Raw genomic sequence first — 25,934 nt, forward strand, 5'->3', positions numbered from 1 at the left:
TAAATTCTTAATTTGCGGCTTTTTTTTTAATCGAAACGAATTGCTTTTACAGGAGAAATTTTTGTGATGATGTATGAAGGTATTAAAAGCATAAGAAGGCAAAGAATAAGGGTGCCTAAATTCAATGCCAAAATGTAACCGAAGCTTATATAAACCGGTGCCTCGGTAACGTAATATACACTGGGGTCTAATGGAAAAAGTTTAAAATACTTTTGCGCTAAAAGTAGGCTTAAACCTAACAAATTACCCCAAAACAGACCTAATAAAATAAGGTAGGACGCATTGTAAATAAAGAGTTTACGGATGCTCCAATTGTTACTACCAAGTGCTTTTAAAATCCCAATCATTTGCGTGCGCTCTAATATTAAAACTAAAAGCGCGGTTATCATATTTATGCCCGCTACCAGTATCATAATACCTATAATCCCATAAATGTTTTTATCGAAGATTTTTATCCATTCGAAAATGGAATAATACTTATCGGTAATAGTTTGTGTGTTTAATGTTGATGGCGTGTTTTGATAGATTTCAACGCCCTTTTTTTCTATTTCATTATAATCGTTTAAAAACACTTCAAAGCTTCCTATTTGATCGTCTTCCCAATTATTAATACGCTGAATATGCCTAATATCGCCTATTAAATAGCTAGCATCAAAATCTTGAAAACCTGAATTGTAAATGCCTACAATATTATACTTTATGATGTTTGGAAGTTTCTCGGGGTCGTCTTTTGCAAAAACCATTTGAAACGTATCCCCTAATTTAAAATGTAATCGGTTTGCTAAATATGAGGATATTAATACTTCTTCGTTTCGTTTTTTAGAGTAATCTGGTAAACGCCCTTCTTTTATAAACTCTTTGAAATAATCCCAGTTATAATCGGACCCAACACCTTTTAAATAAACTCCTTCAAAGTCAGTTTCGGTACGAATGACACCAAATTTAGAAGCAACGGCTTGAATATGACTAATCCCATCTACTGATTTGAACTCTGGGTAAAACTCTTGATTTTTTGAAATGGGTAATCCACTTTCTTGAGAACTGTTGCTATCGTATTTTGTAATAGTAACATGCCCATTAAACGCCACAACTTTATCGCGTATTTTTTGTTGCAAACCAATGCCTGTTGCAATAGCAACCATCATAACTATCATACCAATAGCAATAGCAGTAATACCAATTTTTATTATTGGTGCTGATATACTACTTTTATACGCCTTACTACCAATTATGCGTTTAGCTATAAAAAACTCGAAATTCAAATTATCAAAATGAGGTTTATTGTTTTCAAAAATACAGTTTTATTATTTGTTTTAGTAATGATTTCTTGTGCTTCTAAAGTGAAAGATGATTCATATAAAAAAAATGAGATCCTGAAGCAAGTTCAGGATGACAAAGCTATTATTGTTGGTGCAAACCAAGTTGAAAAATATTTACCCCTTTTAAACGAAAAACGTGTTGGTATTGTTGCGAATCAGACATCAGTTATATTTAAAAATGACAGCGCAAACACCCATTTGGTTGATTCTTTGATTGCTCTAAATATTGATGTAAAAAAAGTATTTGCTCCAGAACATGGTTTCAGAGGAACTGCTGATGCTGGTGAGTTGATTAAAGATGGATTTGATACCAAAACAGGATTGCCAATAATTTCTCTTCACGGAAAGAACAAAAAACCTTCTGCTGAGCAACTTGAAGGACTAGATATTGTTGTTTTTGATATTCAAGATGTAGGTGTTAGATTTTACACATACATTTCAACATTACATTATCTTATGGAAGCTTGTGCAGAAAATAATATTCCTGTTTTAATATTCGATAGACCTAACCCTAATGGACACTATATAGATGGTCCCACTTTAGAAATTGAAAACAAAAGCTTTTTAGGCATGCATCCTATACCTTTAGTACACGGTATGACTATTGGTGAATACGCACAAATGATTAACGGTGAAAACTGGTTAGAAAATGGGCTCCAATGTGATATTACTATTATCCCTGTAAAAAATTACACTCATATGACTTCTTATAGCCTACCTATTAGACCCTCACCAAATTTACCAAACGATAAGTCTATTGAATTATACCCGAGTCTAGGTCTTTTTGAAGGCACAAACATAAATGCTGGTCGTGGTACAGAATTTCAGTTTCAACGCTATGGCGCGCCTTTTTTAAATAAAGAAATCTTTAGTTTTAGTTATACCCCTATTGAAAATTTTGGAGCCAAATATCCCAAGCATAAAAGGAAATTATGTTATGGCGAAGATTTAAGCAATACTAAAGTTAAAAATGAAATGACTTTGCAATGGATTATTAAAGCTTATGAAAATTCAACTGATAAATCTTTGTTTTTTAATACTGAAAATTTCACCAAACATGCTGGAACGGACAAGCTTCAAAAACAAATTGAAGCGGGATTAAGCGAAGAAGATATTAAAGCTACTTGGAAAACTGATTTAGAAGCTTTTAAATTAGTTCGTAAAAAGTATTTGATTTATGAGTAAAGTTATGTCATTACGAGGAGCAAAGCGACGTGGTAATCTCATGAAGTGATATATAATACTTTTAAAAGCTTGCCACATCACGTAAAAACGTGATTCGCAATGACACTTTTATTTTAGAATTTCTACTAATCTATCCGGGTAATCGGTTATAATGCCATCTACATTAAAATCTATCATTTGTTGCATATCATCAACATCATTAACAGTCCATGGAATTATTTGATAGTGTTCCTTTTGATATTGAGCCACTATTTCTTTGGAAAGCAATTTAAAATACGGACTTATAATTTCAGGTTTAAAACTAAGTTTAGCCAATTTATCATCAATCGTTTCATCTTCGTCAACCAATAAAGCGACTTTCATTTTTGATTCTTGCCTTTTGATTTCTTCTAAAATGCGAACATCAAAGCTTTGTAAGTTTGTTTCAATAAATGCATTATTTTGATTTATCACATCCAAAACTAACTTAACAAACTCCCTTGGCTTCGGTGTAAAAATTCCATCATATTTAGGTTCTGCTTTAATCTCAATATTAAATTTGATATTGGGGTTTAATGATTTTGAGGCTTTAATAACCTCCTCCAATGAAGGTTTATAAGCTTTGAATTTTTCTTGTCCCGGAAATCTTGGATGAAACTTTGTACCGCAATCATACTGCTTAATACTATCAAATATCATTTGATATAAATTGTGATTTTTTTCATCTGACTTCAATATTTCATTACCGTTTGCATCCCAACAAATTACGCTATTCATGTAGGGTTCATGAGATACTACAACCACATTATCTTTAGATACCACCAAATCCAATTCCAAAGTATGTACACCTAATTCTAAGGCTTTTTTAAATGCTTGGAGTGTGTTTTCGGGCATCAACCCTCGGCAACCACGGTGTCCTTGAATATCTATCGTATTTGGAGTATTACAACTCATATTTAAAATAAGTATTATTTTGATGAGATTCTTCACTTTGTTCTGAATGACATTTAATTGTCTTTTGACATTACTGTTGGCTTTTGATATTTTTGAAACGGCTGTATTAGTAAATCTTTGATGTTGCTGTTCTTCTTTTCGTCTGGAAACACATCTACGCCATAAACAATTTTATCGGTATCAAGTTCCATGTAGGTTCCAAAAAACCTATCCCATACCGAAAAAATGTTTCCGTAGTTAGAATCTGTGTATGGCATCTTATAATGGTGATGCACTTTATGCATATCTGGCGAAACTAAAACATAACTTATTAATTTATCAACCTTTTTTGGCAATCTTATATTTGAATGACTAAACTGTGTTGCAACAATAGACAAGGACTGATATAACATAACAATTCCAATTGGAGCTCCTATTGCAATAACTCCAATTAAAGTAAATGTATATCGAATTATACTTTCTATAGGGTGATGCCTGTTAGCTGTTGTAGCATCAACTTTATGATCGGAATGATGTACTAAATGAACCATCCACAAAGGCGGTACTTTGTGCTCAATTAAGTGCGGTAAATAGGCTCCGAAAAAGTCCATTAAAAATACACCTAAAACAATGCAAAGTGTTAAAGACATTTCTGGTAGCCAGTTTAAAATCCCAAAATCATTTGCAATTGCCCAATCTGATGACATTAATAAAAGAAATGCCATTGGTAAATTAACAAGTATTGTTGTTATGGTAAAAAATATATTTGGGATAGCGTGTTTCCATTTTTTATAATTAAAATTAAACAATGGTAATGCGCCTTCTAAAATCCAGAAAAATGTTAAACCTCCAACAATAATAAGCCCGCGATGCAACGGTGGAATGGTTTCAAAATAATTTAATAGTGTTTCCAAAATTTTTTGATTTAAATATACTTATTTTATTATTTGCTTCATAGCCTCAACAATGTTAAAAGCTGCTGGACAGATAGCAACATTTTTTAAAGTTAAATTGGATATTTGCTGAAACTTTTTTCTATCCGTATGCGGAAATTCTTTGCAAGCTTTTGGTCGCACTTCATAAATAGAGCAATAATTATTGGCCCCTAAAAACGTACAGGGTACACTTTGCAGCACATAATCGTTTTCTTCATCAATCCTTAAATATTGACTAATAAACTGGTGCGATTTCATTTTAAAATGCTTAGCAATGCGTTCCACATCCTTATCAGTAAAAAGTGGTCCTGTAGTTTTACAGCAGTTGGCACATTTTAAACAATCTGTTTTTTTAAATTCATTATCATGTAAATCTTGCATTACATAATCTAAATTCTTAGGCGGTTTCTTTTTTAACTTCGCAAAAAACTTTTTATTCTCGATATGTTTATCTTTGGCGAGCTCTGGAAGATTATCTATAAGGTCTTGCATGGTGTAAAAATAACTAAAGTTCTCGATACATCCCGATATAAAATCGGGACATACGAGCTGACAATTAATTGCAATGAAAGACCTTTTTGGAAAAGCATTATTAGATTATCAAAACGGACATTATACGGAAGATATAATAACATCTACAAGTATATCTGATGAAGATATGTTACCGCTTCCTTATTTATTTAGAAGCTTTGATGAAATGCCAAAAATTGAAAAAAAAGCATTAAAATTATGTAAGGGTTTGGTTTTAGATGTTGGTTGTGGCAGTGGAAGTCATAGTTTGTATTTACAAGAAAAAGGGTTTACTGTTAAAGCTATTGATATCTCAAAAGGCGCTATTAAAGTTGCTAAACAACGTGGTGTTTTAAATGCTGAAGTGATGCATGTTTTAGAAGAAACTAAAACTTTTGATACTGTTTTATTACTGATGAATGGCACTGGTATTTTTCAGGAAATGATTCAAGTTTCTAAATATTTAACTCATTTAAAAAGTCTGTTGAAACCAAACGGTCAAATTCTAATCGATTCATCCGATATTAAATATATGTATGAAGATGAAGATGGTGGACTTTGGATAGACACCAATGCTAATTACTACGGAGAATTAGACTATTTTTTAAGTTATAAAGGCGAAAACGAATTGCCTATGAAGTGGTTGTATTTAGATTTTAATACTTTAAGGCTAGCTTGTGAAACTGTTGGGCTTAAATGTGAATTAGTTTTAGAAGGTGGCCATTTTGATTATTTAGCACGATTAAGTGTTTAGTTTTTGTCTCGTATAAAGATATGCTTTGAATCTCCAATCCCGTAAATAAAACTCTCCTTATTCAGCACATTAATTGGTTCTGAAACATCACCATACAAATAGATTAAATCTATATAAAACAAACCTTTATCATATTTAATCTTAACTAAGGTATGATCGTCATTAACCAAACCATTGACATCCTTATTTTCTGCTTTTGGAGGTAAATTTAACTCTTCAAGCACTTCTACATACCCATTTTTGTTACCGAAAGTAAACCTGTAAATTACATTTTCAGTGTCCCCTTTCAACTTCCAATCGCCCGTTATAGCTTGTTCTACTTCTTGAATCGTTTTACAACATTCAAGGTTTTGTGAAAAACAAATGCTTACATATAAAATTGATATACAAACAAGTAATTTCTTCATTTAAAACATTATTGTGCTATTCCATCAACAAACGTATTTATCACCTTAATATTGGGTATCTCAGTTATTTCAATTGTCATAATATCTTTATCTAAAATGATAAAATCAGCAAACTTGCCAACTTCAATGCTTCCTTTTTCTTCTTCTTCAAAATTTGAATAAGCTGCCCAAATTGTCATCCCTTTCAGAGTTTCTTCTCTACTTAAAGCATTCTCCATTTGAAAACCACCATCAGGAAATTGCTCTAAATCTTGACGTGCTACAGCAGCGTAAAAGGTTAAAAACGGACTCACCTGTTCCACTGGAAAATCGGTACCTAAAGCTACTTTACCATAAGCTTTTAATAAATCCTTATAAGCATAACCTCCTTTTATACGCTGTGGTCCTACCCTATCTTCAGCCCAATACATATCGCTGGTTGCATGCGTAGGTTGAATAGACGGTATAATATCTGTAAACTGCTCAAAATCTTCTGGAGAAACTATTTGAGCATGTTCCACTCTCCAGCGTCGATTTGCTTTATTCTGCAATACTTTTTTATAAGTATTCAATACTGCATGATTTGCAGAATCTCCTATCGCGTGAGTATTCATTTGATATTCGGAATTCGCAATGCGTTCTGCAGTTTCGTTTAGGGTTTCAATGCTATTCACTAACAATCCTAAATGACCTGGTTTATCTGAATAAGGTTCACGTAACATGGCGCCTCTAGAGCCTAAAGCACCATCGGCATAAAACTTAAAGGAGCGTACATTTAATTTATCGGTTTTAATAACACCTTTATTTAAATAGTAGTCTAGATTTTTTTTAGAGGCGGAAACCATGGCATAAACTCGCATGGATAAATCCCCTGTTTTATGTAAACTATCAATAATCTCAATAGCATCTTGATTTAATCCAGCGTCATCAACCGTTGTCAACCCTAAGTCAAAACAAATTTTTTGAGCCGACAATAAGGCTTTTACTTTTTCATCCCTTGATGGTTTTGGCCAATAATCCATAACTAAATTTTCGGCATTATCAATTAAAACTCCTGTTGGTTTCCCATCTTTAAGCACCACTTCACCGCCATCAATTTTACTTTTCACAGTCACGTTACCTAAGCGTAGAGCAGCATCATTACAAATTATAGCGTGACCATCAATTCTTGTTAATGCAATTGGTGTATCTGGAAATAGTTGATTTAATAAGGTGTTATCTGGAAATTCTTTTACGTCCCAATCATTTTGATCCCAACCGCGTCCTGTTATTAAACTAAGCTGATTGGTTTTCTGAAAATCTACTACACGTTGTACTACCTCATCAAAACTTTTAGTTCCTACTAAATCTACAGCAATTTGATTGAAGCCTAAGCCTAAAAAGTGGCAATGCGCATCAATAAATCCGGGTACAATAGTATTCCCTTTGACATCTATAATAGTATCTGCAACATATTTATCTTGAAGGTCTTTACTGTTACCAATTTCTACAAATTTGCCATCCTTAATCGCAAAAGCTTCAGCTTTTTCGAAAACATTATTTACCGTATAGATGTTTCCATTGATTATAATTGAATCAACGGTTTCCTTGGATTGACATGAAATTAAGCTTATTAAAATACCAAATAGCAGAAAGTTTTTCATTTTTTATAAAATTGATTTAGGTAAAAATAGAAAAAGCGTTCTTAATTGAACGCTTTTTAGGTTTTATCTTAAAAGTGGATTAGTACAAAATTCTGAATTGAAAAGTAAATTCCTATTCTAAATTAGTTTTTGCTTCATCATTAATTGAAACAAACTTTATTTTCTTTAAATCATCAAATTCCATAACCCTAAACTTATAAGTGATTTCGAAAGGACAGCTACAAAAACAATACATTCCATAATTAATGAATATAAGATTAAGTGTATTATCATTTTTTACTTCAACATCAGCTAGAAAATCTTGACAACAATTAGTATACACAATAGCTTTAATACCCCATTCTTCTTTACTTCTGTCTATTTCAACTATTTTATTAGGTTTTGGCTCATCCTGACTTTCTGAACAATCTTTAACACCAAATTCCTCAAAAAACAATCCATACGATTTAGTTAATTGCTGATTACTTGTTTGTGGTAAAATAACGTTACCAATTAAAATATTTCTTGCGTTTGGTGTATCAAAAACTATTGTATCTGTTTTATAAACTGGTTTATCTGAAAAAGGCTCAATATTTTTCCTTATAAAAATTGAATCATTTTGCCCATAACAAAAATTAAAACTCACAAATAATACTAAGAATAATAAACTTTTCATATTAACAGATTCCTGTTTTCACAGGAAATTAGAAATCAAACTTGAAGGTAGCTCCAGCCAAAAATTGAATACTTTGTACAGGGAAATTTTGCCATTTTTGATATGCTTTATTTGCTATGTTATTAGCCTTAGCAAACACTGAAATTTGGTCGTTTATATGATATCCTAAATGTGCGTTGGCATCAAAATAACTATCCAAAATCACATTAGTAATTAAATCTTCAGGTTGTAAAGCACCTTCTAATTCTATTTGGTCTTTTCGTTCGCCAATGTAAAACAAATTAGCCCCAGCAAACCAGTGCTCGTTTATTTGATAATCTAAAAACAATGAGCCTTTTACATCTGGTAAATTCCAAGCTTCAGCTTCGTTATCCGTGTTATATGTATAATACTCTGCTTTTAATCCTAATTTAAAATTTCGATTTACATCTACATTTATTTCACCAGCAACACTAAACGTATCTAAATTATCATAAACAATTCCAAAAGAGTTTCCGTAATCATAACTTTTTTCGGGTGATACATTTTTAACAACATTGGTTTTATATAGGGCTTTGTTTCTATCTGATAAATAACTCCCACTAATGTTATAACTCATATTACTTGAGAGTTTTCCTTTTAAACCAATAAAGGCATTGTATAATTGATCTGTTGGCATGATAAACAAGGTTGGAGAAACAAACGGGTTTTCTGTTGCCAAATCATAATAAGAATTTTGAATTAAATCGCCTTTTATGCCACCATAAGCAATTAAAACATCATTAACTAAACGGTACGTAGCTGATACATTAGGATACAAATAAAACTTGCTATCGCCACTTTCTTTATCATTCAAGAAATAGGCCGATACTCCTAAATTCACCGTCAAATCGTCTTGCTTAAGTTCGTATGTAGGTGTCACACCTATTTGAAAATTACCGTATCGTAATTCTTCGTTGGTAAAATAATTTCTATCGAACGTTCCATTAATGTAATCAAACTTAAAATCGGTAGATATTTCCACATCATTTACTGGAATATCTACTTTAGCTTTTACAATAAACCTGTTTTCACCAGATCCTTGGTTATCTCCAAAACGTCTGAAAAAGAAACTACCTGAATTTATGTAAGTATCTTCAAAAGAAATATCACCTCCAAAATGAGCATTAAAAAAAGAATGACCTACATCAATATTATCAGCTTGTGCTTGTGCAACTTGAGAATCAGGAACACCATACCAATTATACATTTGATGTTGAAAACCGCCTTCTACATTCCATGCTAAATCACGTAAACGACTACTATAATTAACGTTAATTTTTGAATTTGAAAAACCATCGTCAAACTGTACGCCTTCAATCCCGCCTTGTGATGAATGATGACTTACATATCCACCTACACTTTCGGTTCTACTAATGGCATGGTTTAAGTAGATCTCTCCTAAGATAGAGGTATAAGTACCTACGCCTAAAGTGGCATAATTATCAAATAATTTTGCTGGTGGTCTTTTTTCAACTACTGCAGCCTTACCCTTAGCAGGTGTAAATGTAGATGCTACTCGAAACGAGAAGATATTGTATTTAATTACTTTTTTAGTTTCTGTAGTTTCATCATCTAAAGTGGGTGTTTCTTTCACTTTAAAAGCATCAGAGATAGTTGGTGTATATGGTTTTACAACATCAATTACCCCAGTATTTATTGTATCATTTTTTCTATCTTGAGAGAATGCTATAGTAGCACTGAACATTACTGCTACTAATAATATATTTTTAATGTGCTTTCGCATATGTTTTTGATTTATGATTGATGATTATTAATCTTCAGGTTGAATAGATGAATTTGTTTTAGCTTCTTCAGTTTTTATTTTGCTTAATTCTGCTTTAGCTTCGGAAACAACCTCATCAAATTCAACAAAATTTTGAATTACACTTTCAAGTATATAAGTGGCTTGAAATGCATCTTTTAAAGCATAATAATTTTTAGCCATAAGCACCAAACCTTTGGCACTGTAATATTTATATCCTGAAAAGTCTTTAGCCAATTTTTGTACTGTATTGTTAGACGCTTCGTACTTCCCTTCTTTATTTTTAAAATAGGCGTTATAATACAATGCTTCAGCTGCTGTTTCGCCTGTAGCTACTTTTTCAACTTGTACATAGGCAGCTTTAGCCTTAGCTTCATCATTAGTTTTTATTGCAGATCGAGCAATTATAACATGCGCATCACTCTTTATCTTATTATCAATTTTCGAACTTGCTAATACTTTATCTGCATAGGTAAAGGCATCTTCGTAATTATTTAATTGGTAATATGCTTTCATTAAATTTGATTGTGCAAATACCACATTTTGAGGAAAGTTTGCTTCATTTTCAAGTCTGAGCAATAATGGAATCGATTGATTCCAGTTTTTCTTCTCTAAATAAAACTGCGATAATCGGGTAAGCGCTTCCTCGGTATATTCGCTTTGTGAAGCCTCAATGATATACTTATAATGAGGTGCTGCATTCTCCAACAAATCTTTTTTGTAATACAGTTGCGCCACATAGAAATGTGCTTGTAGCGCATGTAAACCTCTAGGGAATTGACTTAAATACCCATTAAATTGTTTTATAGCCTTATCTGTATTACCATCTAAGTATTGCTTTTCGGCTGCTTCATATGTTGCATTATCTAACTCTACATCGGTCACTTCAACAAAATTTAACGTTCTTACCCACGAAGCATACTCATCTACACGTCCTAAATCAATATAAATTAATTTTGCAGTGGCTACTGATTGAACCGCTTCTGGCGAACCAGGATAATCTCTAGCAACGGTTTTAAATTTTGCTAAGGCACTTTCGTTTTCACTTGAATTATAATAAACCAATCCTTGACGAAGCAAAGCTTTTGGCACAAACGAGCTCATTTTATACTCACTATTTAGTCGATTGTAAATAGCCATTGCCTTATCGGTTTCGTTTGCTTTTACATAGGTATTACCAAGTTCGTACATCGCATCATCACGTAGTTTTGAACTTGGATAATCTGAAATAAAGTTTTCCAATTCTTTTATCTTTTTTGAAGATTGCCCCGTATATCCAACACTAATAGCCTTTTGAAATGCTGGATAATCAGAGTCTATTTCGTTTATTTTAATCGCATTTTCATAAGCATTTATAGCACTTTGGTATTCACTAGAAACAAAATGTCCGTCGCCCAATCGCAAATATGCATCGTTCAGTCTAACCTTATCGCCCCTTTTATTTGAAATATATTGATTGAAGTATTGCGTAGCTTGTCCGTAGTTTTTCAATTTAAAGTAGGTATAAGCTAAGTTGTAATTAATATTTTCGTATTCAGGTGTTGAAGACGATTCGGTTTGTTGCTGAAATTGTTTGAAACCAATTAATGCTTCGTCATAATTTGTTAAATTATAATCGGCTTCGGCTTTCCAAAATGTTGCTCTGGCGGTAAATTTTGGATCTCTCGGCTCTTTTAAAGAAGCATCAAACAAGGTTTCTGCTTCTAAATAATTACCCTCATTATAAAGTTCTAATCCTCTATAAAATGCCACTTTTTGGTAAGCTACTTTATTTTCAAAACTCTTTTTACCTTCTAATAATTTAAGCGCCTCTTTATAATTTTTGGACGTAATATAAGAATCGATTAAAAGTGTTTCTATTTCTTCTTTATAACTTGTATTCGGATATTTCTTTAAATATCCTGCCAGTACTTGAGGAGCAGATTGATACGGATTTCCTATTTCGTAACTAATCTTAGCGTAGTTTAACCAAGCATCTTCTTGAATTTTCAAATCGAAATCCATCTCAGAGGCATTTTTAAAAGCGTTTAAAGCTTCTTGCTTCTTGTTTAAATGAATATAGCTTTCTCCTAAATGATAGTAGGCGTTTTGAGCAATAGAATTATTACCTCCTACGATTTTATTAAATTCAGAAATAGCATTTTCATAATCCTTTTGTTTATAATAGGCATAACCCAATTGGTAATAATCAGTATTGTTCCATTTAGCTGTTCGGTCTCTATTACCCTTTTTACCTTGATAAGCTTTTAAATAGGTGATAGATGCTTCATACTTTTCCAAATTAAAATAGCTTTCACCAATTATTTTGGAAAGTTCAGAGACTTCATTCTCATCACTAGAGCTCAACCTAGCTTTTGCTAGCTCAATAGCTTTTTCAAAATTTCCAAGTTTGAAGTTTAAATCGGCTTGATAATAAGAAAGCTTTTCTTTATATCGTTCTTGGTCGCTAACTTGCTCAAAATACTCATTGGCTTGGTCGTAGTCGTCTCCTTCATAAGCCATAAAACCCATATAATATTTAGCCTGAGAACCAAACTCTTGGGAATTCTCTACTCTACTTAAATACTTCTTTGCTTCTTTGTATTGCTTCACAGAAAAAGCAGAATACCCGTTATTAAAGTTGAATTTTTCTTTCTCCTTTCTTCCTAAGGCATTCTCATCAACTTTATCATACCATTTTCGAGCATAGGCATATTTAGAGTTTTCAAAATAATAATCTGCAACATCCACAAAGGCTGTATTTCGTTTTGTGCTCGTTGGGTATTCTTTCACAAAATCTTCTACTAATTGATCTGCATTTTGTTGGTTAAGTCTAACCGCACAATTCGCAATGTAATATGTACAATCAGATTGTAAAATCTCTTCTTTAGCCGTTTTTTTTACACTACTAAATAAAGATTGAGCCGCAAGGTATTGTTGATTATTGTAAAGCGATAAAGCCTTTTGGTAATCAACTAAATTACTCGTATAAGTGGCAGATTGCTGTGCTAGAATATGAAAGCAAAAACATATGGCCACCAAAAAGGAAACAATATTTTTATTACTCATTAATGATTCGTTTTTTAATTTGATGTTCAAAGATAATTTAATATAATCCCTATAACGCAACAATCGTGCTATAATTATAAACCTAGTTATTAAATGTTAAATTACTATTGAAAATAAAGCAAACTTTTAATCGTTACCTTTTAAGATTTAACTTTTTAGTAATACATTTACAACTCTTAAAAAACTCATTTTCTTTATGTCGAACCCCATTTTGCAATTAAAAGATGCTGCTATTTATCAAGGTGATAGCCTTGTACTTTCAAATGTTAATGTAGAAGTAAATAAAGGCGATTTTGTATACCTAATTGGTAAAACTGGTACTGGTAAAAGTAGTTTTATGAAAACACTTTATGGTGATTTACCTTTAGTTGAAGGTGAAGGACACATTGTGGATTTCAACTTAAAATCGCTTACAGATAATGAAATACCTTTTTTAAGAAGAAAATTAGGTGTTGTATTTCAAGATTTTAAATTGTTAACCGATAGAACCATTAACGATAACTTACTATTTGTTTTAAAGGCTACAGGTTGGAAAGATAAAACCGAGATGGATAAACGGGTTGAGGAAGTTTTGGCAAAGGTTGATATGAAAACCAAAGGTTTTAAATATCCGCATGAGCTTTCCGGTGGTGAACAACAACGTGTGGCCATTGCACGAGCTTTACTAAATAACCCAGAACTTATACTAGCCGATGAACCCACTGGTAATTTAGACCCTCAAACCAGTGTAGAAGTTATGGAGGTTTTACAGGAAATAAACAAGAATGGTAACACCATTTTAATGGCTACTCATGATTATGCCCTTTTGCTTAAATACCCTAGCAAAACATTAAAGTGTGACGAAAATCAGGTGTATGAAGTGGTGCAGCGAAAGGGTTAAAGATGCTTTCAATTTTAATTCCAACATATAAATATAACGCTTACCCTCTTGCGCAAGAATTAAATAAACAGTGTAATGAATGCGACATTACATTTGAAATTCTTGTTTATGACGATGGATCTAAGTCATCCATAAATACATCGAACAAAAACATTAACCTTTTAAAAGATTGCTTTTATAAAGAATTACCAAATAATATTGGGCGAAGTGCTATTAGAAATTTGTTAGCTAAAAATGCTCAATTCGACAATCTATTGTTTATAGATGCTGGAACATTTCCAGAAAATGCTGATTTTATTAAATCCTATTTATTACACATTGATAAAAAGGTAATAAATGGAGGCATGACATACAGGAAGGAGATTCCAAAGAAACCTTATAAACTTAGATGGTTGATAACTAAAAAAAGGGAATCTAAGAGTTTGTGTTCGTCAAACTTCTTAATTAAGAAATTTATTTTCTATAACAATCCTTTTGATGAATCTATTTTAAAATACGGCTATGAAGACGTTACTTTTTTTAAGAATTTAATTAAAAATAACATTGAAATCACTACTATTAAAAATAGCGTAATTCATGATTCCGAAGATTCAGCAAACACATTTATTGAAAAAACAGAATTAGCAATGCAAAACCTAGCTATCTTAGCAAATAGAGGAATATTAGATAAATACGATTCAAAAATATATAAGTACTACCTATTTATATTAAACTTTCGTTTAACAATGTTAATCAATTCAACATTTAAGCTATTTAAAAATTTACTAAAGCTTAATTTTAACTCATCATATCCCCTTTTGTTCTTATACGATTTTTACCGTTTGGGTTATTTTTGTACAATAAATAAAAACTAATGGCCATTTTTTCCGTTATCATACCATTATATAACAAAGAAAGTTACATCGAGGCAACTCTTAATAGTATCCTAAATCAAACATTTGATGATTTTGAAATAATTATTGTTGACGATGGAAGTACAGATAACAGCTTAAACGTGGTTAAATCCATAAAAAGTTCGAAAATCACCATTTTTGAACAAAAAAATCAAGGTGCTTCTGTCGCTAGAAATTTTGGTGTGAAACAAGCCAAGTCAAAATATATTGCACTGATAGATGCAGATGATATTTGGTATCCTAATCATTTGTTTGAATTAAAGAAACAAATAGATTTATTTCCTAATGTTGGACTTTACTGTAATAATTATGTGGTTTTTCACGATGAAAATTTTTGTAAAAAGGCAACTTTCAATTTTAGATATAATACCGAATGTTTAGTAATAGAAGATTATTTTAAAGCGAGCTTAATAAATTCTGTCGCATGGACATCGGCAATTGGTTTTTCAAAAGAAGCATTTAAAACTTTAGGAGGCTTCAATACAAATTATAAAACAGCACAAGATTTAGATTTATGGATTCGGTTTGCATTAAATTATGAGGTGAGCTTCAATCCAACAGTAACTATGAGATACAATTTTTATGTTGACAATAGCTTATCAAAAAAAGAGAAAGACTATAATTATATAAGATACGATTTTATAAACAGTTATAATAAAGAAGAATTAAGTAATCCTTCATTAAAAAAATACTTAGATATTAATAGATATGCGCTTGTTTTACGTTGCAAAATGACCAATGATAAGGAATTATATAAAAAATTACAAAAGGAAATAGATTATAGTAATTTAAATGTAAAACAGAAACTTTTAATAAGGTTTCCAAAGATGCTACTTAAATATATTAAGAAGTTTCAGGACTTTTTAAAAATAAGAAAAATTTACCTTACAGCATATTCTTAGCTTACCAATAAAACCTGATTATTCTAAACTAAAAGTTTTTCCCATTCTTTAGAAATATTTTCAATTGAAAATTTATTTATACTAGACTTGGCATTTTTTTTACAATTATGATATAATTCTTTATCTAATACAAAGGAATCAAATGCTTTTGCTAAGGCTTCTGGGTTATGATTTTCGACCAACAAACCATTATTTTCATGTTTTATAATTTCCTTTGGTCCAGATTTACAATCAACTGAAATTACTGGTGTCTCGCATGCCAAGGACTCAATTAAAACCATGGGAAAACCTTCATGTCTACTAGTTAAAGTTGTAAAAAGAGCCTTCTTAACAAATGGAAATGGATTCTTTATATATGAAGTGAGAATCACATCATTTTCAAGCTGGAATTCACTAATTTTTTCTTTTAATAAAAAAGTATCTTTCCCATCTCCTACTATTTTTAGCTTTATATTATTCTGCCAAAGGACCGATTTTTTATATGCATTAAGTAGTAAAGTTAAATTTTTTACACTTTCTTCAATTCTACCATAAAATAGTATATAGTTCTCTTTAACTTCAATAGCTTCATTTACATTTCGTTGTATCCTACTTAAATCAATTGGGTTATATATCTGAACACAATTCTTGAACTTATATTTATTTATAACTGTATTAAGAATTGCATTGCTTACCGCTACTATTTTATAATTGTTGTTATAAATTAGTTTTGCTAAAAATACAGATTTAGGTAAGTAATTTTTAAGATAATGACTATGTACTATTGATATTATCTTTTTTGCTTTAAATATATAACGATATAGAAAAAATTCTTTTAAAAATTGACTTCTCGTGCGATTATCTATTATATAATCGAAGTCATGAAGTCTAAAATATTTTTTTAAAATTTTGATCTTTTTTAAAGTAGAATTACTCCCTTCTAATGTTTGTTCTAAATTAAACAAGGACCCAGAAAATTCGTAATCAACAAAATCTTTCGTAGTAACTATATGAACTTCATGACCTAATCGGTCTAAAACTTTAGAAAGTGAGGCACAAAACCGCTGTGCTCCACCATTAGCCAAAGAAGTTGTGATTAAACAAATTTTTTTCGACATTGCCTAATAATTATATTTCTTCTTTTAAACCCAAAATACTAAAAAAGAAGCTAAATAAAATTAACTGTATTCCCATTGCAGCAATTGTCGTAGCGGGAACCATAGTATTTAATATATGTTCAAGGGTCGTGTCTTCATGTAAAACAAAAAAAGATAATACTACTCCTAAAGCAACTAAAAGGAACCCTAATAACAAACCTCTTTCTAAAGTAAAATATAAAAACAATTTATTATAACTTTCCTTTCTTGGTATTAAACCATGATTTGTGGCATAAATTTTTGTTAAAGCATAGAAAACAACAAATTGAAAGCTTATCAATAACAATCCAGAAAATAATGGTATATATTTTTCAGATATTAACTCGTTTGAAAATAGTGTTGTTAATGTTCCCGCTAAACCTAATAACATAAAAAATATTCCAGGAATAAGAAATAACCATTTGGGACTGTAAAGCAATAAAAATCTTAAATGTCGCCAACCATCTGGAAAGGTTCGAAGATGAGCTTTTCTAGACCTACCTGATGGGTAAACTGTTGTAGGTACTTCTGTTATTTTTAAATTTAACAAGGACGCTTTAACAATTACTTCTGATGCAAACTCCATTCCAGGGGTTGTTAAATTCATTTTATTGAAAGCTTCTCTAGTAAAGGCTCTTAGACCACAATGAAAGTCACCTATATTAGTTTTAAAAAATAAATTGCCAATAAAAGTAAGCACCGGGTTACCAATATAACGATGTAAAAAAGGCATAGATTCTGATAGTTTTTTTCCTTGAAATCTATTTCCAATAACGAGATCAAACCCTTCTTCTAATTTTTTTACAAAGGGCAATAAATTTAAAATATCATGGCTATCATCTGTATCTGCAGTGATAATATATTTTCCTTTTGAATAATTAATTGCTCCTATGGATGCATTTCCATAGCCTTTATTTTCAATATTTACAACTATCGCACCTAATCTTTTAGCAATTTCTTGAGAGCCATCTGTACTGCCATTATCACCAATAACAACTTCACCCTGTATGTTATTGTCTGACAGGAAACTCTTTGCTTTATTAATACAAAAGCTTATTGTTTCAGCCTCATTCAAACAGGGCATTACAATAGACAATTCAATTTTCATTACTTAATTTAAGGTTTAAAATTTCGTTTATAAACAAAATAACTATGGCAAAAATCAACCAATCAAAATAAAAAACATAACGCTTGACTGAGTGCATAGGTATAGCTATGAGTACATTGTTTGCAAACATAAGTAATATACCTAAAACAATGAATTTACTTAAAGAATCCTTATTCTTATATAAAAAAATAATACCATAAAATAATAATATTAAAAATAACAACATTTGCTTTGCACTAACAAATGAGTTTACTAAGTTTTTTAAAAACAATTTAAACCAATCTTGAAAATTATTTTTTATAAGAGGAAACAACATTTTTGAACACAGATTGTTTAATTTTATGTTTTGCTCTTCAAAACTAAGTTTCTCATTTTCATAAAATCCTAATCCAAGTTTATATATTCTTTTATTGCATATATTTGAGAAATTTTGATGGTAAAATTGATAATCATGTTTTAAAAGTTTATCATCAAGTTGATTTCTTAATAGTTTTGAGTTTTTTAAACTCGAATATATTGTTTTAAAATACTGTTGCTCCTCTGGGTCTTTAAACAAGTCCGCATCTGCTTCATTTGACACAAAAAATGGTGAGGTTATTAAATGAACATAATTCATGGTATTATTTACAAAATAACCAAAAACAATCTTATTATACACTCTTTCAGATAAACTAGTAATTAACGGTAATACAACAATAACAATTAAAACTGGTATACTTTTTAAGCCTTTTTTATCTTTAAAAACAACATATAGAGCTATCAAAAGTAAAACTGGAACAAAAGCTAAAAACTGCCCTCTAGTTAAAATTAAAATTATTAGTATAAAACTTAATCTATAAGCACATTTTAAGTCCGTAGTAACAAACATTTTTAAGGCGTACCTAAAAAACACTAAAAAAATTGGGTAAGTAATTGCTTCCGATAAAATTGCACTCCCTAAAAAATGCAAATAGATACACGGAGCAATCATAATTAGTTGTAAAATAAGTGCTCCAATAAAATGTATTTTAAATAGCGATTTAAGATATCTTAATAAAAAATCAATCCCTAAAATAATGATAATATATTGAGTTATTACTAAAGGTATTTCAAAATTACTATTAAATATCCAGACAAATGCTTTTAAAAATAAACAATAAATTGGCGAATGGTTAAACGCCATATCCAAAAAAGTATAACTATCCGGGTAGTATATAGCTCCTCGAGATATTACAATTACTCCTACTGCTAGATATATAACTAGTTTTGCATAGTTGTAAAGTCTTAAGTTTTTAATTTTTTTTAAAAATTCCATAATGATTAATAGCTACTATATAATTTGATTCCTAAGTTATAACCAACAAAAATTTAATAACTTTAATTTAAATAATTTAACAGTTTTATTTTTCAAAACCTCTAATTAGAATTTTATTTGTGGTCCAAGTTAATCTTTAAAGTAAATATCATAATTAACGGTGTCGAAAACAATACGTTTTCTTTCTTTAAAATATTCACTAAAAATACTTCGTGAAGAATCAACCTCATTGGATTTTATACAAAATAAATCTGCCATTGAATGAAACAAATCATCAATCATATACTTTGTATCAAGATTCAAAGATGAAATAACTCTTTTATTTTTATAGTTTTCAGATTGCCATAATATTAACGGTATTTCATACACGTTTTTGGTTTGCACCCTGTCTCTGTAATGTCCAGCAAACTCAATATCATCATAAACTTCTTCTCCGTGGTCTGAAAAATATAACACACAACTAACGGTATTGGTGTTTTTAATAGATTCAATAACTTTATTTATAATATAATCTGTATATCTAACAGCATTATCATAAGCGTTTATTTGATCATAAATATGTTTATCATTAAACTTAGTTTCAGGTACATCGTTAAAAAACTTAAAACTTTCAGGATAGCGGTTTTTATAGTTCATATGAGTACCCAAAGTATGCAAAAAAACAACTTTTTTATTTGCTTTACCAGATAAAACTTCATTCATTTTTTCAACCAAAACTTCATCAAAAACCGTTTCTTCTTTAGCATTTTTAATGTTCATGAAATAAGATTCATTTGCTCCCATTCCTATTTTAGTGATATGTGAATCATTAGCTCCTAATGGCTTCTGCGCCGAAATCCAGTACGTTTGAAAGCCTGCTTGGTTTAATAATTGAATAATTGAACCATCAAATTTACCATCAGGATTTTCATAATTGCCTAACGTAAGCGCCTTTGTTAAACTGGCAATGGTATAAGTATCAGGGCTAATGACTTTATTATATATTAATAAGTCGTTCTTTATTTCATCAAGTAATGGTGTTGTATTTCTATAATAGTTATAAATTCCTAAATGTGAACGTGCAGTAGATTCACCAATTATTATTACATATATCTCATCTTCATCTTCATCAAAGGTTCTTTGAACAAAGGTAAAATCTCCATTTTTATTTATGGCGTATTCAGCTAATTTTTTGGATTCAACATAATACAGAACGGCAGACCTCACTACCATATAAGGTAAATTATAAATAATGAGTCCTGAGAACTTTAGGACAACAACGATGCTCAATACAAGTAAAGCTATTTTCCTTCCAATAGGTTGAAACTGGAAGCTATGCTTATTTAATTTATACAATGCCAACAAAGTCAAAATTAGCATTACAACTCCTGAAAATATAATAGGCCTATCTATATAAAACCCAATAAACTCTTTGGTTTCTTTAGAGTTGGTATCAAAAGCGATAAAAATAGCCGATTCGGTAAATATGGTTTTAAACAAATAATAAAACGCCGTTTCCAAAAATATAACAAAGGAAAAAATAATAAAGGATGTACTCAGATAATATTTTTTCAATCTATAATTCTTAAAAATATATAGTGGACAAATGACTATAACTGCAAATAAAATATTCTCAACTAGATTTAAAAATACATCCTCCGTTATTTTGTTAAAAAAGCATTCAAAAATAAACGCAAATACTATAAGGTATAAATATTTAAAAAATAATGTTTTAAAATTAGCCATTTTATTTACCCGTTTATAGCACTTTAATCATTCCAAAAAAATTGTTTCTTAAAATATACAACACAACAATAAAATATATAATATATCTAACTAAATGCGCTATTACAATACCTTCAGTTCCATATAAGCCTATAAAATATTCAGAAAAAGCATAGAACAATAAAACCGATAAAAGTTCAGTAAAAATAAAATATCCTATCTGTTTCTTAGCTAAGAATTGATACGAAATAACGATTGCAATAAATTTAACTAAATCTCCTAATAACTGCCATTTGAAGAAGCTCCCTATAGATAGGAATTCATCAGTATACAGAAGCTGTATGATTAAATCTCTTAAAAAAAATACTAATAACATTCCAACAACTATAAAAGGTAATAGCATCTTATAAATTTTGAGTACTTCATTTCTAAAATCAATTGTGTTTGTAATTTTTGAATAACGAGGTAATATATACAATGGAAAAACAGCTGCCGAAAATTGCATATAGGTTTTTGAAATAGATGTCATGGCCGTCCAATAACCAGCATCTGCGATTCCAACCTCTTTTTCTATTAAATTTCTTATAGCAACATCCGTTACGTTAATAAAAAAGATAACGACTATCATCATAAAACTATAAGACAGCAATTTACTTTTAAAACTTAAATTGAACGATATGCTCTTTAAATTTATATATGGTCTATACGAATTACGAAACAGAATAATATAAGTTAAAAATTGAATTATGGGGATTAAACTAATAGCTAGCAAACTCCCTTTTACATTAAATTTTAAAGTAAAATAAACAATTAAAACTGTACTTATTATAATTGTTAGTAATGTTAGTTTTGTATACAATTTATAGGCAGAAAGACCATTTAGTAGTGCATATAAAATGGCATTTAATGCCATAAAAGGCATTATAAATGCTAAAACTTTAAATATAAAAACGTAGTCATTATTTAACCCAAAAATTAATTCGTTTAGGGTTTCTGAGGCAAAAAATAAAATTAAAAAAGAAACAATTGAAGCTAAAGTTGCAAAAACAAAAGTTGTAGAAAACAAATTATTTAATTGCGTTTTGTCTTCTTTAAATTCAGCTATATATTTTATTATTCCATTTGATGTGCCTAAAATAGAAAACTGCTCTAAAAAGCTTATAACATTTTTTAAATTCCCAACCAAAGCAATACCTTCAGCACCAATTAATATAGCTAGTGCTTTTTGGGTAATAACTGAAAAGACCATTCTAATAAAAACAACTATTGTATTGGCAGAAGTTACTTTTAATAATAAATTATTCTTTATAAAGCTTGGTAAATTCAATGATTAAGTAAAGTAAATTAATAAAAGTTGTCTAACTTTTTTCAGTATCAATACCAAAAAGCGAGCTTCCAAAAATCAGTAAAATTATACTGTAATACATAACATAGCTTACTAAATGCGCCACAACCGCACCTTTAACACTGTTAAATACATCTATAAAATAAATACTAGTAATGTATAAAATAATAATTAAAAAAGCTTCGGTTAATATGTAATGCCAAAACATTTTTTTAGCTAAAAACTGATATGCAATAACTATAGACAATATTTTAACAAAATCTCCCAACAATTGCCATAAAAATAAATCCTCTACTGGTAAAAATTCATCGGTAAAAATTGCCAAAATAATATACTTTTTAAGCAAATAAACCAGTAGCATACCAATCACCAATATGGGTATTATCGTTTTATAAAAGCTAAATACTTCTTTTTTAAATGCTTTAGTGCCTTCAATTTCAGAGAAACGTGGTAAAAGGTATAATGCTATTAAGGAACTAACAAGCATTAAATAATATTTAGATATCCTAGTCATGGCTTCCCAAAAACCTGCATCTTTATAACCAACATTATCAATAATATATGATCGAATTGCAATAGTTACTAATGGTAAAAAAACTGCTGTAAAAAGCGCCATCAATGAATAGGTGCTCATTTTTTTAAAAAACCCAAAACTCACATTCTCAACACGTATTAACGGCACCAAGCTTCGTCTATTAATAATACCTACCAATGTTATTAGAAATATTATAGATTCTGCTATAACTACTGAAATTAAAGCACCTTTCAGCTTTTCCTGGTAAATTAAAAGTAATGCTATAGAAACACTAAGTATTTGCCCAATAATGTTAATGACAATAAGTATTTTATACTTTGAAAAGCCATTCATTATTGAGAATGAAAATACATTTAAAGCATAAAAAGGAAGTACAATAGCAAATATTTCAATTACAAAAGTGTAATTATTATATACTGGGAAAATGGTGTCATTTATCCACTGTGCGTTGAAATAACAAAAAATGGAAACTATAATAGTTGATATAAAACCAGTATAATAAACTGTTGATAGTGTTTTACTTAACTCTATGGTATTATCCTTAAATTCAGAAACATATCTTACAACGCCTTTATAAAAACCAAGAGTTGCTACAGAATGTGAGGCACTAACAAAATCTCTAAGATTACCTATTAAGGCTAAACCTACAGGGCCAATAAAAACCGCAACTGCTTTAGAAGTAAGTAATCCGGCTATTATTCTAGTTATTACTGAAGCAGTTTGTAACGAGGCAATTTTAACTAAAACCTTATTGTTTATGTAGTCTATTAATTTTTTCAATTAATGTTAAGTTTTCTTAGCATTTAATTTTTTAAACATGGCTGAAACCAATAGCTAAACGCTAAAAACAATTAAATTATTCTTTTAGCATTAATAAAGAAACCAAATATACAAAATCATTTAGCTTTTATTAATCTTCCAACTAAAAGATAACCCGACCCTTATTCGTAGTTGGAACTCTTAATTAATACTTTTTTCTAGTTAAATAATATAAATTAATACCTAAGATAGCCAGATTAGTAATAATAATTGGTTTTGAAATTGGGGTTAGCACAAATCCATATACAACAAATAGTAAACACCCAAAAGAGTTTACTATTCGTAATTTTACAACAGATTTCATTAAGAATGATATTAGCACTGTAGCCATAGCTAAATAACCAATCCATTCAACATAAGAAACCCCTAATAATTCCATGTTATATTGATTTATTTCGCTTACGCTCAACCTCTGTTAAAAGTATTTTACGCAACCTAATATGGTTTGGTGTTACTTCAACATATTCATCCTTTTGAATATATTCTAAAGCCTCCTCCAATGAAAATTTAATTGCAGGTATAATTTTTGCCTTATCATCTGCGCCAGAAGAACGTACGTTGCTTAACTTTTTGGTTTTTGTTACGTTAATGGTCATATCATCACCACGAGAGTTTTCGCCAATTACCTGTCCTTCATAAATATCTTCTCCTGGGTCAATAAAAAACTTACCTCTATCTTGTAATTTGTCAATAGAATAAGGAATAGCCTGACCTTTTTCCATTGACACTAATGACCCGTTTTGACGTTCTGGAATACCTCCTTTTAAGGGTTGATATTCTTTAAAGCGATGCGCCATTATAGCCTCACCCGCAGTTGCAGTTAAGAGCTGATTTCGCAATCCAATGATTCCTCTTGAAGGAATAATAAACTGACAAACCATACGCTCACCCTTTGCTTCCATGCTCAACATTTCACCTTTGCGCATAGTTACCATTTCGATAGCCTTACCTGAAACAGTTTCAGGCAAATCAATGGTCATTTCTTCAACAGGTTCGCATTTTACACCATCAATTTCTTTAATAATAACTTGTGGTTGTCCGATTTGTAATTCGTATCCTTCACGACGCATGGTTTCGATTAAAACCGATAAGTGCAATACGCCTCGGCCAAATACCAAAAATTTATCCGCGCTGTCCGTTTCATTTACACGCAGCGCCAAGTTTTTTTCTAATTCTTTATTTAAACGATCTTTTATATGACGAGAGGTTACAAACTTACCGTCTTTTCCAAAGAAAGGAGAATCGTTAATAGTAAACAACATACTCATAGTTGGTTCATCAATCGCAATGGTTTTTAAACCTTGTGGATTTTCAAAATCGGCAACAGTATCCCCAATTTCAAATCCTTCTAGACCAACCAAGGCACAAATATCGCCTGCTTGAACTTCGTCTACTTTTTTACGTCCTAAACCCTCAAAAGTATGTAGCTCTTTTATTTTCGATTTTACAATGCTTCCATTTCTTTTTACTAAAGAAATGTTTTGCCCTACTTTTAATTGTCCTCTTGTTAAACGACCAATAGCAATTCTTCCTGTAAAAGATGAAAAATCTAAAGATGTGATTAGCATTTGGGTAGTTCCTTCTTCAATTTTTGGAGCCGGAATATGTTCAATAACCATATCAAGTAATGGTTCGATATTTTCAGTTTGATTTTGCCAATCATCACTCATCCAATTGTTTTTGGCAGAACCATAAACGGTTGGAAAATCTAACTGCCACTCTTCTGCACCCAGTTCAAACATTAAATCGAATACCTTTTCATGAACTTCCTCTGGCGTACAATTTTCTTTATCAACTTTATTGATAACTACACAAGGTTTCAAGCCTAAATCTATAGCTTTTTGCAATACAAAACGCGTTTGTGGCATTGGTCCTTCAAAGGCATCAACTAAAAGTAACACACCATCTGCCATATTAAGTACACGCTCCACTTCTCCTCCAAAATCGGCGTGACCAGGTGTGTCAATAATATTGATTTTAGTGTCTTTATATACAACCGAAACGTTTTTAGAAGTAATTGTAATACCTCTCTCTCGTTCCAAATCATTATTATCAAGAATTAAATCTCCTGTGTTTTCGTTTTCACGAAATAACTGACAGTGATACATAATTTTATCAACCAACGTAGTCTTTCCGTGGTCAACGTGTGCAATAATTGCAATGTTTTTAATATTAGCCATAATAGCGCCTTATTTTAAGCGTGCAAAGG

Annotated in this window: 22 protein-coding genes; 5 read left to right on the forward strand and 17 right to left on the reverse strand. The window is 30.5% G+C overall.

Going from position 1 to position 25,934, the window contains the following annotated elements; all coding sequences use genetic code 11:
- Positions 1-26: 26 nt before the first annotated feature.
- On the reverse strand, positions 27-1,262 hold the full coding sequence (locus tag L3X39_RS07145) for an ABC transporter permease (protein WP_237231085.1): 1,236 nt from the start codon (positions 1,260-1,262) through the stop codon (positions 27-29).
- A 9-nt stretch (positions 1,263-1,271) separates the two neighbouring features.
- Between L3X39_RS07145 and L3X39_RS07150 the strand changes: the two genes are divergently transcribed.
- Positions 1,272-2,504, forward strand: coding sequence for an exo-beta-N-acetylmuramidase NamZ family protein (locus L3X39_RS07150; RefSeq protein ID WP_237231086.1), 1,233 nt, complete (start codon positions 1,272-1,274; stop codon positions 2,502-2,504).
- Between the two features lie 108 nt (positions 2,505-2,612).
- Here L3X39_RS07150 and L3X39_RS07155 read toward each other — a convergent pair whose 3' ends face one another.
- Genes L3X39_RS07155 through L3X39_RS07165 form a run of 3 tightly spaced genes read right to left on the reverse strand, consistent with a single transcriptional unit; the run spans position 2,613 to position 4,843 of the window.
- The gene (locus tag L3X39_RS07155) at positions 2,613-3,437 is read right to left on the reverse strand and encodes a glycerophosphodiester phosphodiesterase family protein (protein ID WP_237231087.1); all 825 of its coding nucleotides are present in this window, start codon (positions 3,435-3,437) and stop codon (positions 2,613-2,615) included.
- Between the two features lie 53 nt (positions 3,438-3,490).
- Positions 3,491-4,330: a sterol desaturase family protein gene (locus tag L3X39_RS07160; protein ID WP_237231088.1), complete on the reverse strand. Its 840-nt coding sequence runs from the start codon at positions 4,328-4,330 to the stop codon at positions 3,491-3,493.
- A gap of 21 nt (positions 4,331-4,351) precedes the next feature.
- Positions 4,352-4,843 carry a YkgJ family cysteine cluster protein gene (locus tag L3X39_RS07165; protein ID WP_237231089.1) on the reverse strand — a complete coding sequence of 164 codons (492 nt, stop codon included), beginning with the start codon at positions 4,841-4,843 and terminating at the stop codon, positions 4,352-4,354.
- Between the two features lie 73 nt (positions 4,844-4,916).
- Here L3X39_RS07165 and L3X39_RS07170 point away from each other — a divergent pair, with 73 nt between their 5' ends.
- On the forward strand, positions 4,917-5,615 hold the full coding sequence (locus tag L3X39_RS07170) for a class I SAM-dependent methyltransferase (protein ID WP_237231090.1): 699 nt from the start codon (positions 4,917-4,919) through the stop codon (positions 5,613-5,615).
- On the opposite strand, the gene L3X39_RS07175 is transcribed toward L3X39_RS07170, so the two are convergent.
- From L3X39_RS07175 to L3X39_RS07195, 5 genes are all read right to left on the reverse strand, one after another.
- Positions 5,612-6,022, reverse strand: a complete 411-nt coding sequence (locus tag L3X39_RS07175) for a hypothetical protein (RefSeq protein WP_237231091.1) — start codon at positions 6,020-6,022, stop codon at positions 5,612-5,614. The two genes, L3X39_RS07170 and L3X39_RS07175, sit on opposite strands and share 4 nt — an antisense overlap.
- A gap of 8 nt (positions 6,023-6,030) precedes the next feature.
- Positions 6,031-7,644, reverse strand: a complete 1,614-nt coding sequence (locus tag L3X39_RS07180; RefSeq protein WP_237231092.1) for an amidohydrolase — start codon at positions 7,642-7,644, stop codon at positions 6,031-6,033.
- A gap of 112 nt (positions 7,645-7,756) precedes the next feature.
- Positions 7,757-8,299 (reverse strand): hypothetical protein, encoded by a 543-nt coding sequence (locus tag L3X39_RS07185; protein WP_237231093.1) that lies wholly within the window; start codon positions 8,297-8,299, stop codon positions 7,757-7,759.
- Between the two features lie 28 nt (positions 8,300-8,327).
- Positions 8,328-10,064: a porin family protein gene (locus tag L3X39_RS07190; protein WP_237231094.1), complete on the reverse strand. Its 1,737-nt coding sequence runs from the start codon at positions 10,062-10,064 to the stop codon at positions 8,328-8,330.
- A 27-nt stretch (positions 10,065-10,091) separates the two neighbouring features.
- The gene (locus tag L3X39_RS07195) at positions 10,092-13,130 is read right to left on the reverse strand and encodes a tetratricopeptide repeat protein (RefSeq protein WP_237231095.1); all 3,039 of its coding nucleotides are present in this window, start codon (positions 13,128-13,130) and stop codon (positions 10,092-10,094) included.
- Between the two features lie 196 nt (positions 13,131-13,326).
- On the opposite strand from L3X39_RS07195, the gene L3X39_RS07200 reads away from it, so the two are divergent.
- Genes L3X39_RS07200 through L3X39_RS07210 form a run of 3 tightly spaced genes read left to right on the forward strand, consistent with a single transcriptional unit; the run spans position 13,327 to position 15,805 of the window.
- Positions 13,327-14,010, forward strand: a complete 684-nt coding sequence (locus L3X39_RS07200; protein WP_237231096.1) for a cell division ATP-binding protein FtsE — start codon at positions 13,327-13,329, stop codon at positions 14,008-14,010.
- Between the two features lie 2 nt (positions 14,011-14,012).
- Positions 14,013-14,864, forward strand: a complete 852-nt coding sequence (locus tag L3X39_RS07205) for a glycosyltransferase (RefSeq protein WP_237231097.1) — start codon at positions 14,013-14,015, stop codon at positions 14,862-14,864.
- Entirely contained in the window at positions 14,864-15,805 is a 942-nt protein-coding gene (locus tag L3X39_RS07210; protein ID WP_237231098.1) for a glycosyltransferase family 2 protein, read from the forward strand. The genes L3X39_RS07205 and L3X39_RS07210 overlap by 1 nt, the downstream gene beginning before the upstream one ends.
- A gap of 23 nt (positions 15,806-15,828) precedes the next feature.
- On the opposite strand, the gene L3X39_RS07215 is transcribed toward L3X39_RS07210, so the two are convergent.
- The 8 genes from L3X39_RS07215 to typA all read right to left on the reverse strand — a co-directional run bounded on the left by L3X39_RS07215 (position 15,829) and on the right by typA (position 25,905).
- Entirely contained in the window at positions 15,829-16,902 is a 1,074-nt protein-coding gene (locus L3X39_RS07215) for a glycosyltransferase (RefSeq protein WP_237231099.1), read from the reverse strand.
- A 10-nt stretch (positions 16,903-16,912) separates the two neighbouring features.
- A complete protein-coding gene (locus tag L3X39_RS07220) occupies positions 16,913-18,028 on the reverse strand; it encodes a glycosyltransferase family 2 protein (protein WP_237231100.1) in 1,116 nt (371 codons plus the stop codon).
- Positions 18,018-19,322, reverse strand: a complete 1,305-nt coding sequence (locus L3X39_RS07225; protein ID WP_237231101.1) for a hypothetical protein — start codon at positions 19,320-19,322, stop codon at positions 18,018-18,020. The genes L3X39_RS07220 and L3X39_RS07225 overlap by 11 nt, the downstream gene beginning before the upstream one ends.
- Before the next feature lie 129 nt (positions 19,323-19,451).
- Complete coding sequence (locus L3X39_RS07230; RefSeq protein ID WP_237231102.1) at positions 19,452-20,801, reverse strand: phosphoethanolamine transferase; 1,350 nt, start codon at positions 20,799-20,801, stop codon at positions 19,452-19,454.
- A gap of 259 nt (positions 20,802-21,060) precedes the next feature.
- Positions 21,061-22,353, reverse strand: coding sequence for an O-antigen translocase (locus L3X39_RS07235; protein WP_237231103.1), 1,293 nt, complete (start codon positions 22,351-22,353; stop codon positions 21,061-21,063).
- Positions 22,354-22,384: 31 nt separating this feature from the next.
- Positions 22,385-23,686 carry an O-antigen translocase gene (locus L3X39_RS07240; protein WP_237231104.1) on the reverse strand — a complete coding sequence of 434 codons (1,302 nt, stop codon included), beginning with the start codon at positions 23,684-23,686 and terminating at the stop codon, positions 22,385-22,387.
- Between the two features lie 184 nt (positions 23,687-23,870).
- Positions 23,871-24,104: a uroporphyrinogen decarboxylase gene (locus L3X39_RS07245; protein WP_237231105.1), complete on the reverse strand. Its 234-nt coding sequence runs from the start codon at positions 24,102-24,104 to the stop codon at positions 23,871-23,873.
- A 1-nt stretch (position 24,105) separates the two neighbouring features.
- Positions 24,106-25,905 (reverse strand): translational GTPase TypA, encoded by a 1,800-nt coding sequence (gene typA, locus L3X39_RS07250; RefSeq protein ID WP_237231106.1) that lies wholly within the window; start codon positions 25,903-25,905, stop codon positions 24,106-24,108.
- Positions 25,906-25,934 lie beyond the last annotated feature (29 nt).

Origin of the sequence: Flaviramulus multivorans (assembly GCF_021728415.1) — a bacterium.
Classification (GTDB): domain Bacteria; phylum Bacteroidota; class Bacteroidia; order Flavobacteriales; family Flavobacteriaceae; genus Sabulilitoribacter; species Sabulilitoribacter multivorans.

What these genes read in the sequence shown, in the direction of transcription:
- L3X39_RS07150 (WP_237231086.1), top strand. Translation starts at nt 1,272, where the DNA reads ATGAGGTTTATTGTTTTCAAAAATACAGTTTTATTATTTGTTTTAGTA.
- L3X39_RS07155 (WP_237231087.1), bottom strand. Translation starts at nt 3,437, where the DNA reads ATGAGTTGTAATACTCCAAATACGATAGATATTCAAGGACACCGTGGT.
- L3X39_RS07165 (WP_237231089.1), bottom strand. Translation starts at nt 4,843, where the DNA reads ATGCAAGACCTTATAGATAATCTTCCAGAGCTCGCCAAAGATAAACAT.
- L3X39_RS07170 (WP_237231090.1), top strand. Translation starts at nt 4,917, where the DNA reads ATGAAAGACCTTTTTGGAAAAGCATTATTAGATTATCAAAACGGACAT.
- L3X39_RS07175 (WP_237231091.1), bottom strand. Translation starts at nt 6,022, where the DNA reads ATGAAGAAATTACTTGTTTGTATATCAATTTTATATGTAAGCATTTGT.
- L3X39_RS07180 (WP_237231092.1), bottom strand. Translation starts at nt 7,644, where the DNA reads ATGAAAAACTTTCTGCTATTTGGTATTTTAATAAGCTTAATTTCATGT.
- L3X39_RS07185 (WP_237231093.1), bottom strand. Translation starts at nt 8,299, where the DNA reads ATGAAAAGTTTATTATTCTTAGTATTATTTGTGAGTTTTAATTTTTGT.
- L3X39_RS07190 (WP_237231094.1), bottom strand. Translation starts at nt 10,064, where the DNA reads ATGCGAAAGCACATTAAAAATATATTATTAGTAGCAGTAATGTTCAGT.
- L3X39_RS07195 (WP_237231095.1), bottom strand. Translation starts at nt 13,130, where the DNA reads ATGAGTAATAAAAATATTGTTTCCTTTTTGGTGGCCATATGTTTTTGC.
- L3X39_RS07200 (WP_237231096.1), top strand. Translation starts at nt 13,327, where the DNA reads ATGTCGAACCCCATTTTGCAATTAAAAGATGCTGCTATTTATCAAGGT.
- L3X39_RS07205 (WP_237231097.1), top strand. Translation starts at nt 14,013, where the DNA reads ATGCTTTCAATTTTAATTCCAACATATAAATATAACGCTTACCCTCTT.
- L3X39_RS07210 (WP_237231098.1), top strand. Translation starts at nt 14,864, where the DNA reads ATGGCCATTTTTTCCGTTATCATACCATTATATAACAAAGAAAGTTAC.
- L3X39_RS07215 (WP_237231099.1), bottom strand. Translation starts at nt 16,902, where the DNA reads ATGTCGAAAAAAATTTGTTTAATCACAACTTCTTTGGCTAATGGTGGA.
- L3X39_RS07220 (WP_237231100.1), bottom strand. Translation starts at nt 18,028, where the DNA reads ATGAAAATTGAATTGTCTATTGTAATGCCCTGTTTGAATGAGGCTGAA.
- L3X39_RS07225 (WP_237231101.1), bottom strand. Translation starts at nt 19,322, where the DNA reads ATGGAATTTTTAAAAAAAATTAAAAACTTAAGACTTTACAACTATGCA.
- L3X39_RS07245 (WP_237231105.1), bottom strand. Translation starts at nt 24,104, where the DNA reads ATGGAATTATTAGGGGTTTCTTATGTTGAATGGATTGGTTATTTAGCT.
- typA (WP_237231106.1), bottom strand. Translation starts at nt 25,905, where the DNA reads ATGGCTAATATTAAAAACATTGCAATTATTGCACACGTTGACCACGGA.